Genomic DNA, 12,902 nt, shown 5'->3' with positions numbered 1-12,902 from the left:
ACTCAGGACATCCGGCGGCGGTCGGTACGACGCGCCGCTCCCGCGGCGCCGCCGACCCGGTTTCTCCTGAGTTGTGAACGCGGCTCAGACGACCCCGGCGCGGGCCAGGCGTTCCCGCACCCGGTCGATCGGCACCGCGTGCGCCGTCCGCCCCTCGGGGCCTACGATGGTCTCCGCGGCGAGCACCGAGTTGACCAGGGCTTCCTCGACCGCGTCCATCGTCGCGGCGAAGAGCGGCGAGAGCTCGTCGTCCGCCGCCGTACCGCCGTCCGCCGGGTCGTGCACCGAGAAGGCGATCGCGTAGTCGCCGCTGCCCTGCGCATAGTCGGCGCCGACACCGCGCATCGCGAACACGGCCCGGTTGGCCACGCGGCCGAGCTGCCGCCCGTCGACGGGGGCGTCCGTCGCGACGACGATCATGCAGGAATTGCCGACGGGCTGTGCCGGAGCATCGGCGAGGAGCTCCTCCGCGGGCAGCGGGACGCCGGCGATCCGCAGCGTGCCGCTGAAGTTCGTCTGCACGAGGACGCCGACCGTGGCCGACCGCCCCGCGACCTCGACCAGCCGCGATGCCGTGCCGATGCCGCCCTTGTACCCGAGGGCGACGGTCCCGGCACCGGCGCCCACACCTCCCTCGGCGACCGCTCCCGGAGCGGCCGCGGCCAGGGCCGCCGCCACCTGCTCCTCCCCCACGGCGCGCCGTCGGATATCGGAGAGGAATCCGTCGTTCGTCTCGCCCACCACCGGGTTCAGCGTGGTCGTCCGTGCGTGCGCCGGCGTCGCCAGCAGATGCCCGAGCAGCGCGTCCGCGACGCGGAACACGGACAGCGTCGAGGTCAGCAGGATCGGCGTCTCCAGCGCCCCGAGCTCCCGGAGCTGTGTGGCGCCGACGAGCTTGCCGTAGCCGTTGCCCACGGAGAGGTTCGCGGGAAGGCTCCGACGCTCGGCGGTGAGGGCGTCGGGGACGATCGCCGTCACTCCCGTGTGCAGACCGTCGCCGTGCAGCGTGGCATGCCCCACCCGCACACCGGGGACGTCGGTGATCGCATTCTCCGCGCCGCGCGGGAAGGCTCCGGACGGCACACCGAGGTCGGCGAGACGGGGACGGGAGGACGAGGACGACGGCGGTGTCATGCTCCGATCCTTCCAGCGTCGGAGGGACCGCCCGCAGCGCCGCGCCGCGCCGGAGGCTCCGCCGGGTCGAGCGCCCCGCCCGTGCGCTCGATAGACTGGGCGGCACCACCCACACTCAGGCACGCTCACACAGTGCCGCATACATCGCTCGAGGAGACCTCCATGTCCGCCATTCCCGACAAGCCCGCACTCGAAGGTCTCGAAGCGAAGTGGGACGCCGCCTGGGCGGAGCAGGGCACATACCTGTTCGACCGTCTGCGCGCCGCCGAGCTCGGTCGTGAGGGCGTCTACTCGATCGACACCCCGCCGCCCACCGCCTCGGGCAGCCTCCACATCGGTCACGTGTTCTCCTACACGCACACCGACGTCAAGGCTCGGTATGAGCGCATGCGCGGCAAGACCGTGTTCTACCCGATGGGCTGGGACGACAACGGCCTGCCCACCGAGCGCCGCGTGCAGAACTACTACGGCGTGCGCTGCGACCCCTCGCTCCCCTACGACGCCGACTTCACCCCGCCGTTCGAGGGCGGCGACAACAAGTCGAGCCGGGCCGCCGACCAGCAGCCGATCAGCCGCCGCAACTTCATCGAGCTGTGCGAGCGCCTCACGATCGAGGACGAGAAGCAGTTCGAGGCGCTGTTCCGTCAGCTCGGGCTGAGCGTGGACTGGACGCAGACCTACCGCACCATCTCCGACGACACGATCCGGCAGAGCCAGCTCGCCTTCCTCCGCAACATCGAGCGCGGCGAGGCGTACCAGGCCCTCGCGCCGACGCTGTGGGACATCGACTTCCGTTCCGCGATCGCGCAGGCCGAGCTCGAGGACCGCGACCAGCAGGCCGCGTACCACACGATCGAGTTCCCCTTCGCGGACGGCTCCGGCTCCATCGCGATCGACACCACGCGCCCGGAGCTCCTCCCCGCGTGCATCGCGATCGTGACCCACCCCGAGGGACCGCACAAGCACCTCATCGGCACCAAGGTCCGCACGCCCTACTTCGGCGCCGAGATCGAGATCCACGGCCACCACCTCGCCCAGCCCGACAAGGGCACAGGCGCGGCCATGGTCTGCACCTTCGGCGACGTGACCGACATCATCTGGTGGCGAGAGCTGCGCACCGCCGCCGGCGAGTCCCTGCCGAACATGACGACGATCGGTCTCGACGGCCGCTTCCTGGCCGAAGCCCCGTCGATCGTGACCGACGCCGACGCACGCGCCTGGTACGCGGAGAACGTGGCGGGCAAGACCGTCTTCAGCGCCCGCAAGGCGATCGTGGAGAAGCTGCAGGAGACCGGCGACATGACCGCCGTCGGCAAGCCCTTCCAGCACGCCGTGAAGTTCTTCGAGAAGGGCGACCGCCCGCTCGAGATCGTCTCGACCCGACAGTGGTACATCCGCAACGGCGCCCGCGACGGGGAGCTGCGCGATCAGCTCCTCGCGCACGGTACCGAGCTGGCGTGGCACCCCGACTTCATGCGGGTCCGCTACGAGAACTGGGTCGGCGGCCTCACGGGCGACTGGCTCGTGTCCCGGCAGCGGTTCTTCGGTGTGCCGATCCCGCTCTGGTATGCGCTGGACGAGAACGGGGAGCGCGACTACGACCGCGTGCTCACCCCGGATGCGGCCGCGCTGCCCATCGACCCCACCACGGATGTGCCGTTCGGCTACACCGAGGCCCAGCGCGGCGTGCCGGGCGGGTTCGACGCCGAGGCCGACATCCTCGACACGTGGGCGACCTCGTCGCTGACCCCGCAGCTCGCGGGCGGCTGGCAGCGCGACGAGGAGCTGTGGCAGCTCACCGCTCCGTTCGACCTGCGCCCGCAGGGACAGGACATCATCCGCACCTGGCTCTTCTCGACCATGCTGCGCTCCACGCTCGAAGACGGCCGCGCCCCGTGGAAGAACGCCGCCATCTCGGGCTTCATCGTCGACCCCGACCGCAAGAAGATGTCGAAGTCGAAGGGCAACGTGGTCACCCCGGCCGACGTGCTCGACGCCCACGGCTCAGACGCGGTGCGGTACTGGGCGGCGTCGAGCCGCCTCGGCATGGACGCGGCCTTCGACCCGCAGAACCCGACCCAGGTGAAGATCGGCCGGCGTCTCGCGATCAAGGTGCTCAACGCCGCCAAGTTCGTGCTGTCGTTCCCCGTGCCCGAGGGCGCTCAGGTGACGCACGCGCTCGACGCCTCGATGCTCACGGCACTCGACGGCGTGGTGGCCGAGGCGACCGCGGCCTTCGACCGGTATGACGCGGCGCGGGCGCTGGAGCTGACCGAGGCGTTCTTCTGGACCTTCTGCGACGACTACCTGGAGCTCGTGAAGGAGCGCGCCTACAACCAGAACGACGTGGGCCAGGCCTCGGCCGCCCTCGCGCTGCGTCTGGCGCTGTCCACGCTGCTCCGGCTGCTCGCCCCGGTGCTCTCCTTCGCCACGGAGGAGGCGTGGTCCTGGTTCGAGGAGGGCTCCGTGCATACGGCTGCGTGGCCCGAGGAGCTCGGCATCGAGGGCGACCCGGCCGTGCTGGCCGCCGCGAGCGAGGCGCTCATCGGCATCCGGCGCGCGAAGACCGAGGCGAAGGCATCGCAGAAGACCCCGGTCTCCCGTGCCGCCATCGCCGCTCCCGCCGCGAAGGTCGAGGCCCTGCGCGCCGCAGCGGACGACCTCCGCGCGGTCGGCCGCATCGCCGAGCTCGAGATCACCGAGGCGGAGGAGTTCGCGGTCACCGCGATCGAGCTCGCCCCGGTCGAGGCCTCCTGATGCAGCTCGGCACGCGGTGGGCCACGGGTGCTCAGCCGCCCGCGTCGGTTCCCGAGGCGCTGCGTCCCGCCATCGCCGAGGTCGAGTCCCAGGGCCTCACCGGCCACTGGACCCTCACCTGGCTCGAGGGCCGCGCGATCGCCGAGCTCGACGCCGGCTGGGAGGTCCTCCAGACCCCCTCCGGCGAGGTCATCGCCCGCCCCTTCTGATCGCCGAGACCCCGCTTCATCGTCGAGACCCCCTCCTTCCCGCGCGGGAAGGAGGGGGTCTCGACGCGTTCCCGGGGTCTCGGGTCAGCGGCGCGGGGCTCCGAGCTGCGCGAGGAGATGATCCACGGCGTGCGGGTCGTGGCGACGGGCCTGCTGTTCGCGGAGGAGGTCGAGGGCGAGGGTCCGCCGCTGTGCGCGACGCTCGATCCGGTGCTCGATCATGGCGGTGACCCGGTCGGCGAGGCGCAGCAGGCCGCGCTCCGTCCGCGTGGGATGGACGAGGTGCAGGGTCGCGGCGGTCATGATGCCTCCGTCGTCTCGGTCGTGGCCGCACCGTCCGGTGTCGGCAGATCGAAGATCTCGGCACGGAGGGAGACGCGGCGCACGTCGGGCCCCTCCTGACCGCGGTACTGCGCGATCGCCTTCTCCACGACCGCCTCCAGCTCGGCCCGCAGCGACATCGCCTGCTCCGCGGTCATGTCCAGGTGCGTGGTGATCGTCACGCCCACGTCGCGCCAGCCCTCGGGGACCTCGGACTCCGGGCGGTTGAGGTACCGCATCAGCGTCTCGTGCCGGAGTCGGAAGAACTCCGAGGTCACGATCTGCGCCGCAGCGCGGTTCGCCGGCGACATCTGCTCGTCCGGCCCCGGCACGTCGATCCGGCCCTTCGGACGCTCCCACCATCGCTCCCGTGCCGTGCCCCGGCCTTCCACCTCGCGGATGAGGTCGTGGGCGGCGAGGGCGCGGAGGTGGTAGCTGGTGGATCCCGAGGTCTCCCCCACGAGCGCCGCGAGAGAGCTGGCCGTCTGAGGACCGCGAGAGGCGAGCAGATCGAAGATCCTGACCCGCAGCGGATGGGCGAGCGCCTTGAGCGCCCCCGCATCCAGCGTCCGTACCTGCGTCTCGTTCGTCATGAATGCAAAGATACGCTTGCAAACAACTCTTTGCAAGCGTTTCTTTGCATACGGTCAGCTCACGGAATCCCGGGCCGCGACGAAGGCCGCCACGCACCGCTCCACCTGGTCGGGGGTGTGCGCGGCGGAAAGCTGCACCCGGATCCGCGCCTTCCCGCGGGGCACCACGGGAAAGCTGAACGCGGTCACGTACACGCCCTGGTCCTGCATCGCCGTGGCGATTCGGGCTGTGAGACCGGCATCGCCGAACATGACGGGTACGATCGGGTGCTCGCCCGGAAGCAGGTCGAACCCCTCCTCCGCCATCCGGGCGCGGAACAGGGCCGCGTTGTCGCGCAATCGCGCCCGGAGGTCGGCCGATCCCTCGACCAGGTCGAGCGCGGTCAGCGTGCCGGCCACGATGGCCGGAGCCAGGGTGTTCGAGAACAGGTACGGGCGGGAGCGCTGACGCAGCAGCGCGACGATCTCCGCGTGCGAGGCGACGTACCCGCCGGAGGCGCCGCCCAGTGCCTTGCCGAACGTGCCGGTGTAGATGTCCACGCGATCCGCGACGCCGCACAGCTCCGGCGTCCCGCGTCCGTTCTCGCCGACGAAGCCGACCGCGTGCGAATCGTCCACGAAGACGAGCGCGTCGTAGCGTTCCGCCAGGTCGCAGATCTCGGCCAGCGGGGCGATGTAGCCGTCCATCGAGAAGACACCGTCGGTCACGATCACGCGGAACCGGGCATCGGCGGCCGCCCGCAGCTGCTCCTCCAGATCCGCCATGTCGCGATTGCGGTACCGGAGCCGGCGCGCCTTGGACAGCCGGATCCCGTCGATGATGGACGCGTGGTTCAACTCGTCCGAGATGATCGCGTCCTCGGCGGAGAACAGCGTCTCGAAGACACCGCCGTTCGCGTCGAAGCAGGAGGAGTAGAGGATCGCGTCATCGGTGCCGAGGAAGTCCGCGAGCCGACGCTCCAGTTCGAGGTGCTGCTCCTGCGTGCCGCAGATGAAGCGGACGCTCGCGAGCCCGTACCCCCACTCGTCCAGGGCCGTCCGGGCCGCAGCGAGGATTCGCGGGTCGTCGGCCAGCCCCAGGTAGTTGTTGGCGCAGAAGTTGAGCACCTCGGCGCCGTCGGCCGTGATCTCCGCCCGCTGCGGTCCGCGGATGCCGCGCTCGCGCTTGGTGAGCCCCGCCTCCTCGATTCCCGCCAGCTCCTGCGCCACATGGTCCTTGAAGGTCGCGTACATCACAGCTCCGTCCAGTCGAGGATGATCTTGCCCGTGCCGGCGGACTCCGCCGCCGCGAATCCGCGCTCCCAGTCGCGCGCCGGTACGACCTCAGCGATCACCCGGCCGATCGCTTCACGCAACGTCGCACTCGTCTGGAGCATCGCGCCCATGGCGTTCCACGTCTCGAACATCTCGCGACCGTAGATCCCGGTGATCGTGAGCATGTGCGTGACGAGCTTGCCCCAGTCGATGTCGAACCCGGTCGACGGCAGCCCGAGCATGGCGATGCGTCCGCCGTGGTTCATGTTGTCGATCATCGCCGGGAGCGCCGACGCCGCGCCGCTCATCTCGAAGCCGATGTCGAAACCCTCGCGCATGCCGAGCGCCCGCTGCGCGTCGCGGATCTCCTGGCGGGAGACGTCGACGACCTCGTCGGCTCCCATCCCGCGCGCCATCTCCAGGCGCGGCGCGCTCACGTCGGTCCCGACGATGAAGCGGGCGCCCGCATGCCGGGCGACGGCGATCGCCATCAGGCCGATCGGACCGCACCCGGTGACGAGCACGTCCTCGCCGACGAGCGGGAAGCGGAGGGCGGTGTGCACGGCGTTGCCGAGCGGGTCGAAGATCGCGCCGAGCTCCGGGGTGACCTCGGCGTGGTGGACCCACACGTTCGTCGCCGGCAGCGAGAGGTACTCGGCGAAGGCGCCGTCGCGCTGCAGCCCGAGTCCGATCGTGCGGATGCACATCTGCCGCCGCCCGGCACGACAGTTCCGGCAGGTGCCGCAGACGATGTGTCCCTCGCCGGACACCCGGTCGCCGACCGCGATGTCGTGGACGAGCGGCCCGACCTCGACGACTTCCCCGTAGAACTCGTGTCCCGGGATGAGAGGCGCGGCGATCGCGGAGGCCGCCCAGTCGTCCCATCGCCGGATGTGCAGATCGGTTCCGCAGACGCCGGTGCGGAGGACACGGATGACGACCTCGCCGGGACCCGCGACGGGGTCGGGACGCTCCACGAGCGCGAGGCCGGCGCCGGGTTCCTCCTTGAACAGAGCTCTCATGCTCTGATCTCATCGCATCCGTTGCTGTAGAACAATCGGCATCTTCTGCATCCTCCCTGTAGCAAGGACTAAACTGTCTTCGTGGAACTCCACCAGCTCCAGATCCTCCGCGAACTCGGAGCGCTGGGAAGCGCGCGACCGCCGTCGCCGAGGCGCTCCGGGTCACCCCCTCCGCGGTCTCGCAGCAGCTCGCCGCACTGCAGCGCTCCTTCCCGGCCCCGCTCACCCGTCGCCAGGGCCGTACCCTCGTGCTGACCGCCGCTGGCGAGGTCCTGGCAGCAGCCGGAGCCGAGGCCATCGACGCGATGGCGGCGGCGCGCCACGCCCTGGACGACTTCGAGGGCGCGGCGACGGGAGAGGTGAGCATCAGCGGCTTCCACAGCGTCGGTCAGGCGCTCTTCGGCCCACTCGTGCGGGAGCTGTCCGGCAAGGAGCACGCCCCGACCGTGCGTCTCACGGACGAGGACGTCGCGCAGAGCGAGTTCCCCGGGCTCACCGCGCGGTACGACCTCGTCCTCGCCCATCGGATGGAGCACTCCGCGCCGTGGCCGACCGAGGGTGTCCGCGCCGTGGGTCTCGTCCGCGAGCCTCTGGACGTCGCCGTCTCCGCCGAGCACCCTCTCGCCGGTCGCCGCACCCTCTCGCCGGACGAGATCGCCGACGAGCAGTGGGTGACGAGCCGTGTGGGGTACTCCCCCGACGACGTGCTCCGCGCCGTCGCCGCCGTCGCCCGCCGCCCGGTCGAGGTCCGGCACCGTATCAACGACTACGGTGCGGTGTCGGCGGTGGTCGCGGCCGGCGGCGTCCTGGGGATGCTTCCCCGGTTCACCTCGCGCAGCGTGGACGATCGCGCCATCGTGCGCATCCCGCTCCGAGGCGTGAGCACGCACCGCATGATCGACGTCCTGGCACGACCGGAGAACCTGCGCCGCCGCTCGGTCCGTGTCGTCGTCGATGCCCTGCGAGAGGTGATGACCCGTCTGAGCGCGGAGCGTTCCGGGGACGGCGATGGCTAGGCTCGGAGGATGAGCGACGCCACGAACCCGCTGCTGCAGCCGTCGACCCTCCCCTTCGGGCTCCCGGACTATCGGGCCATCCGTCCGGAGCACTACCTCCCCGCCTTCCGCGCCGGGTTCGCGGAGCAGCTCGCCGAGGTCGCGAACATCACCCGCGTGCGGTCGATGCCGACGTTCGAGAACACCCTCGAGGCGCTGGAGAGGTCCGGCGCGCTCCTCGACCGAGTGGCGCACGCGTTCTACACGGTGAGCTCCGCCGATGCCACGCCGGAGATCCAGGAGATCGACGAGGAGCTCGCGCCACTCATGGCCGCCCACCAGGACGCGATCACGCTCGATGCGGCCCTCTACGCGCGCGTGGCCCACGTGTACGAGCAGCGCGAGGCGCTCGACCTCGATCCCGAGCAGCGGTATCTCGTGGAGCGCTACCACCGCGAGATGACGCATGCCGGCGCCGCGCTCGACGACGAGGTGAAGGCGCAGCTCACGGCTCTGAACCAGAAGCTGTCGGTGCTCACGAACACGTTCGAGCGGAACCTGCTGAGCGATACGAACGACCTCGCCGTGGTCTTCGACGCCGCGGCCGACCTGGAGGGCCTGAGCCCGGGTGAGCTGTCCGCCGCCGCACGCGCCGCGGCCGACCGCGGGCTCGACGGCCGCTACTCACCCTGCCGCTGTTCACCGGCCATCCGGCGCTCGCCCGGCTCGCGGTGCGGGAATCCCGTCGCCGGATCATGGCGGCGTCCCGCGCGCGGGGCTCGCGGGACAACGGCAACGACAACCGTCCGGTGCTGCGCGAGATCGTGCGCCTCCGCGCCGAGCGCGCGCGCCTCCTCGGCTACGCCTCGCACGCCGCCTACGTCACCGCCGACGAGACGGCGGGCTCCCCCGAGGCCGTCGAGCGGATGCTGCGACGACTGGCCGCGCCCTCCGCGCGCAACGCCCGCGCCGAACGGGACGCGCTCCAGGCCATCGTCGACGAGACCGAACCGGAGCCTTTCCCCGTGGAGGCCCATGACTGGGCGTTCTACACCGAGCGCGTGCGCACCGCCCGCTACGACATCGACACCGCCGCCCTGCGCCCCTGGTTCGAGGCGGAGCGCGTGCTGCAGGACGGCGTGTTCTTCGCGGCGACCCGCCTGTACGGGGTGACCTTCCATGAACGACACGACCTCGCGGCCTACCACCCGCAGGCCCGCGTCTTCGAGGTGCGCACTGCCGACGACTCCCCGCTCGGGCTCTACGTGCTCGACCTCTACACCCGCGACTCCAAGCGCGGCGGCGCCTGGATGAACGCGATCGTCAGCCAGTCCGGTCTGCGCGGCAGCGCCCCGGTCGTGGTCAACAACCTCAACGTCCCGCAGCCCGGGGACGGCGAGCCCACGTTGCTGACGCTCGACGAGGTGACGACGCTGTTCCACGAGTTCGGGCACGCTCTGCACGGCCTGTTCGCCACGGTGACCTACCCGCACTTCGCCGGGACCAACGTGTTCCGCGACTTCGTCGAGTTCCCGAGCCAGGTGAACGAGATGTGGATCCTCTGGCCCGAGGTCCTCGACCACTACGCCCGGCACCACGAGACCGGCGAGCCGCTGGATCCCGCCATCGTGGAGCGGCTGCGGGCGACTGCGACCTTCGACCAGGGGCACGCGACCAGCGAGTATCTCGCCGCGGCGTGGCTGGATCAGGCGTGGCACCGACTCTCCGCCGAGGACACAGTGGACGATGTCGCAGGCTTCGAGGCGGCCGCGCTGGCGGACATCGGCCTCGACGACCCCGCCGTCCCGACCCGGTACTCCTCCACCTACTTCGCCCACGTCTTCTCCGGCGGCTACAGCGCCGGGTACTACTCGTACATCTGGAGTGAGGTGCTCGACGCCGACACCGTGGAGTGGTTCCGGGAGAACGGCGGCCTCACCCGCACCAATGGAGACCGCTTCCGCGACCGGCTGCTCGGCGTCGGCGGCTCGAAGGACCCGCTGGCCGCCTACCGCGACTTCCGCGGTCGGGACGCCGAGATCGAGCCGCTCCTGAAACGCCGTGGACTCGATTCCTGAGTCGTGAGACCCTGAGCGCATGGACGCATTCGCCGACGCTCCGTTCGGCCCCGCAGACACCCTGGAGCTGGGCGCCGTACCCCTGGCCGTCATCCGCCATGAGGGCATCCGGATCGCCGACCTCCGCGATGCCTTCGACTCCGGATACGCGGCGATCGGTGCCGCCTTCGCTGCGGGCACCCTGATTCCGGCCGGCCCGGCGCTCGCGATCTACCACGGCGATCCGATGGGCGTGTTCGACCTGGAGCTCGGCTTCCCCGTGCAGGCCCCACCGTCCGACCCGATCGCCACGGGCGACGGGGCAGCCATCATCCCCTCGACCCTGCCGACCGGGCAGGCCGTCGCGAGCAGCGTCTTCGGTTCGTACGACGGTCTCGGTGCCGGGTGGGCCGGGCTGGTCGCGCGCGCCGCGGAGGCGGGGCTGCACCCGCGCGGCGTCTGGATCGAGGTCTACGTCTCGGGCCCCGGTGTCGATCCCGACGAGCTCCGCACGGACCTGCTCATGCCCGTGGCCTGAGCAGGCGTTCAGGCGCTCTTGCGCTTGCGCTCCATCACGATGGTGGGCGGGGCGCCCTCGTCGACGGCGGCACGGGTGATGATCACCTTCGCGACGTCTTCGGCAGAGGGGATCTCGAACATCACCGGACCGAGCACGTCCTCGAGGATGGCACGGAGTCCGCGGGCACCGGTCTTGCGCTCGACGGCGAGGTCGGCGATCGATCGCAGCGCGTCCTCCTCGAACTCGAGCTGGACGCCGTCCAGCTCGAACATGCGCTGATACTGCTTGACGAGGGCGTTGCGCGGACCGGTGAGGATGTCGATGAGGGCGGCCTGGTCGAGCGGTGACACGTTCGTCACGACGGGCAGACGACCGATGAACTCCGGGATGAGACCGAACTTGTGGAGGTCTTCCGGGAGCACCTCGCTGAACAGGTCGAGGTCCTTGCCCTTGTCGTGCAGCGGAGCACCGAAGCCGACACCGTGCTTGCCCACGCGCGCCGAGACGATGTCCTCCAGACCGGCGAAGGCGCCGGCCACGATGAAGAGCACGTTCGAGGTGTCGATCTGCAGGAACTCCTGGTGCGGGTGCTTGCGACCACCCTGCGGCGGCACCGAGGCGACCGTGCCCTCGATGATCTTCAGCAGCGCCTGCTGCACGCCCTCGCCCGACACGTCGCGGGTGATCGACGGGTTCTCGGCCTTGCGGGCGATCTTGTCGACCTCGTCGATGTAGATGATGCCCTGCTCGGCGCGCTTCACGTCGTAGTCGGCGGCCTGGATGAGCTTGAGGAGGATGTTCTCGACGTCTTCGCCGACGTAGCCCGCCTCGGTCAGTGCCGTCGCGTCGGCGACGGCGAACGGCACGTTGAGGCGCTTGGCGAGCGTCTGCGCCAGGTAGGTCTTGCCGCAGCCCGTGGGTCCGATGAGCAGGATGTTGCTCTTGGCGATCTCGACCTCTTCGGCCTTCTGCTCAGCAGGCTGCAGGGTGCCGTGAGCGCGCACGCGCTTGTAGTGGTTGTAGACGGCGACGGACAGCGCACGCTTCGCGGGCTCCTGTCCGACGACGTACTCCTCGAGGAACGTGAAGATCTCGCGGGGCTTCGGCAGCTCGAACTCGGCGACGCCCTCGGCAGACGACTCCGCCATGCGCTCTTCGATGATCTCGTTGCAGAGCTCGACGCACTCGTCGCAGATGTACACGCCGGGTCCGGCGATGAGCTGCTGCACCTGCTTCTGGCTCTTTCCGCAGAAAGAGCACTTGAACAGGTCAGCGCTTTCACCGATGCGGGCCATGCGCGTCCTCCTCGGGGGGATCAGGATCGTTCTTCGAGCCTAACCGCTGCATACGACACCGGGCCGCATTGGCGACGAGTCGTTCGGCGGGTCCGGCGGACGACGGTGCCTCCACCGTCATTCCGCGGGGAGGCAGCCGCCGTCCATGATGTATCCGCCGACCTCGACACGGACCTCGTCGGGACGCAGTTCCCCGAAGACACAGCCGCCCTCCGGACCGTCGGCCCCGAACGCCACCGCGCGCGCATCTCCCCGGGCGACGTGATGGACGAGGCCGGCCTCGCGCAAGGCGTCCTGGACGGCGATCACGGAGATCGCGCTCTCCGTGCGCAGCGCTTCGAGACGCACGCGGAGATCCGCCACCGGCTGCTCGGCGGCCGCCCGTGCCTCGGCCGACATGTCCATCCGCTCACGATGTCGGTCGTTCTGCTCCATCGCGTGTTCCGGGTCGTACGGCGCGCACTCCGGCGGAAGCTCGGCGCCGTCCACCTGCGGGCAGGCGGCGGTGGGCGTCACGGTCGGCGTCGGCTCTCCGGCGGCGACGTCGGCCGGCGCCGCAGCGCAGCCGCCGAGAAGCAGGATCGCCGCCAGCACGAGCGTCACTCGCCCGGGGCGGGCGCGGACGCCGGAGATCGCCATCATGCCGCCATGAAACCACAGCACCGGCGTCACCCGCACGCTGCCCGCACGACGAGGGCCCCGCCGCGCGGTGCGCGACGGGGCCCTCGGTCATCCTGACGTGTCG

The 12,902-nt window shown here is 70.6% G+C and carries 11 protein-coding genes and 1 pseudogene; 5 read left to right on the top strand and 7 right to left on the bottom strand.

What is annotated here, in order from left to right; translation table 11 throughout:
• Nucleotides 1-84 precede the first annotated feature (84 nt).
• Nucleotides 85-1,134 carry a P1 family peptidase gene (locus D8M34_RS01120; protein ID WP_126892932.1) on the bottom strand — a complete coding sequence of 350 codons (1,050 nt, stop codon included), beginning with the start codon at nt 1,132-1,134 and terminating at the stop codon, nt 85-87.
• 162 nt (nt 1,135-1,296) lie between these two features.
• Between D8M34_RS01120 and valS the strand changes: the two genes are divergently transcribed.
• Complete coding sequence (gene valS / locus D8M34_RS01115) at nt 1,297-3,891, top strand: valine--tRNA ligase (protein ID WP_126892931.1); 2,595 nt, start codon at nt 1,297-1,299, stop codon at nt 3,889-3,891.
• On the top strand, nt 3,891-4,100 hold the full coding sequence (locus tag D8M34_RS01110; protein ID WP_025105004.1) for a hypothetical protein: 210 nt from the start codon (nt 3,891-3,893) through the stop codon (nt 4,098-4,100). Before valS ends, D8M34_RS01110 begins: the two co-directional genes overlap by 1 nt.
• Before the next feature lie 84 nt (nt 4,101-4,184).
• Here the strand turns inward: D8M34_RS01110 and D8M34_RS01105 are convergent, their stop codons facing one another.
• From D8M34_RS01105 to tdh, 4 genes are read right to left on the bottom strand one after another with little or no spacing between them, the layout of a single operon-like run.
• Nucleotides 4,185-4,403 (bottom strand): hypothetical protein, encoded by a 219-nt coding sequence (locus tag D8M34_RS01105; RefSeq protein ID WP_126892930.1) that lies wholly within the window; start codon nt 4,401-4,403, stop codon nt 4,185-4,187.
• Complete coding sequence (locus D8M34_RS01100; RefSeq protein WP_126892929.1) at nt 4,400-5,014, bottom strand: ArsR/SmtB family transcription factor; 615 nt, start codon at nt 5,012-5,014, stop codon at nt 4,400-4,402. The genes D8M34_RS01105 and D8M34_RS01100 overlap by 4 nt, the downstream gene beginning before the upstream one ends.
• A gap of 54 nt (nt 5,015-5,068) precedes the next feature.
• Nucleotides 5,069-6,247, bottom strand: coding sequence for a glycine C-acetyltransferase (locus D8M34_RS01095; protein WP_062766754.1), 1,179 nt, complete (start codon nt 6,245-6,247; stop codon nt 5,069-5,071).
• Entirely contained in the window at nt 6,247-7,290 is a 1,044-nt protein-coding gene (tdh, locus tag D8M34_RS01090) for an L-threonine 3-dehydrogenase (RefSeq protein ID WP_062766758.1), read from the bottom strand. The genes D8M34_RS01095 and tdh overlap by 1 nt, the downstream gene beginning before the upstream one ends.
• A gap of 197 nt (nt 7,291-7,487) precedes the next feature.
• Between tdh and D8M34_RS01085 the strand changes: the two genes are divergently transcribed.
• The 3 genes and pseudogenes from D8M34_RS01085 (at nt 7,488) to D8M34_RS01075 (ending at nt 10,880) form a co-directional block, all read left to right on the top strand.
• A complete protein-coding gene (locus D8M34_RS01085) occupies nt 7,488-8,306 on the top strand; it encodes a LysR substrate-binding domain-containing protein (RefSeq protein WP_342343175.1) in 819 nt (272 codons plus the stop codon).
• 9 nt (nt 8,307-8,315) lie between these two features.
• Nucleotides 8,316-10,363, top strand: a pseudogene (locus D8M34_RS01080) (M3 family metallopeptidase).
• Nucleotides 10,364-10,382: 19 nt separating this feature from the next.
• A complete protein-coding gene (locus D8M34_RS01075; RefSeq protein ID WP_062766772.1) occupies nt 10,383-10,880 on the top strand; it encodes a GyrI-like domain-containing protein in 498 nt (165 codons plus the stop codon).
• A gap of 8 nt (nt 10,881-10,888) precedes the next feature.
• Here the strand turns inward: D8M34_RS01075 and clpX are convergent, their stop codons facing one another.
• Together clpX and D8M34_RS01065 are read right to left on the bottom strand one after the other, a co-directional pair.
• Nucleotides 10,889-12,157, bottom strand: a complete 1,269-nt coding sequence (gene clpX / locus D8M34_RS01070) for an ATP-dependent Clp protease ATP-binding subunit ClpX (RefSeq protein WP_025105011.1) — start codon at nt 12,155-12,157, stop codon at nt 10,889-10,891.
• 117 nt (nt 12,158-12,274) lie between these two features.
• Nucleotides 12,275-12,799: a hypothetical protein gene (locus tag D8M34_RS01065; RefSeq protein WP_062766775.1), complete on the bottom strand. Its 525-nt coding sequence runs from the start codon at nt 12,797-12,799 to the stop codon at nt 12,275-12,277.
• Between the last annotated feature and the right edge of the window lie 103 nt (nt 12,800-12,902).

It is taken from the genome of Microbacterium sp. HSID17254 (genome assembly GCF_003989315.1).
Taxonomy (GTDB): domain Bacteria; phylum Actinomycetota; class Actinomycetes; order Actinomycetales; family Microbacteriaceae; genus Microbacterium.
The sequence above is the reverse complement of the archived record's forward strand: the minus strand, read 5'-3'. Positions and strand labels throughout refer to the sequence as shown.

What these genes read in the sequence shown, in the direction of transcription:
- clpX (WP_025105011.1), bottom strand. Translation starts at nt 12,157, where the DNA reads ATGGCCCGCATCGGTGAAAGCGCTGACCTGTTCAAGTGCTCTTTCTGC.
- D8M34_RS01095 (WP_062766754.1), bottom strand. Translation starts at nt 6,247, where the DNA reads ATGTACGCGACCTTCAAGGACCATGTGGCGCAGGAGCTGGCGGGAATC.
- D8M34_RS01065 (WP_062766775.1), bottom strand. Translation starts at nt 12,799, where the DNA reads ATGATGGCGATCTCCGGCGTCCGCGCCCGCCCCGGGCGAGTGACGCTC.
- D8M34_RS01100 (WP_126892929.1), bottom strand. Translation starts at nt 5,014, where the DNA reads ATGACGAACGAGACGCAGGTACGGACGCTGGATGCGGGGGCGCTCAAG.
- D8M34_RS01120 (WP_126892932.1), bottom strand. Translation starts at nt 1,134, where the DNA reads ATGACACCGCCGTCGTCCTCGTCCTCCCGTCCCCGTCTCGCCGACCTC.
- D8M34_RS01075 (WP_062766772.1), top strand. Translation starts at nt 10,383, where the DNA reads ATGGACGCATTCGCCGACGCTCCGTTCGGCCCCGCAGACACCCTGGAG.
- D8M34_RS01110 (WP_025105004.1), top strand. Translation starts at nt 3,891, where the DNA reads ATGCAGCTCGGCACGCGGTGGGCCACGGGTGCTCAGCCGCCCGCGTCG.
- valS (WP_126892931.1), top strand. Translation starts at nt 1,297, where the DNA reads ATGTCCGCCATTCCCGACAAGCCCGCACTCGAAGGTCTCGAAGCGAAG.
- D8M34_RS01105 (WP_126892930.1), bottom strand. Translation starts at nt 4,403, where the DNA reads ATGACCGCCGCGACCCTGCACCTCGTCCATCCCACGCGGACGGAGCGC.
- tdh (WP_062766758.1), bottom strand. Translation starts at nt 7,290, where the DNA reads ATGAGAGCTCTGTTCAAGGAGGAACCCGGCGCCGGCCTCGCGCTCGTG.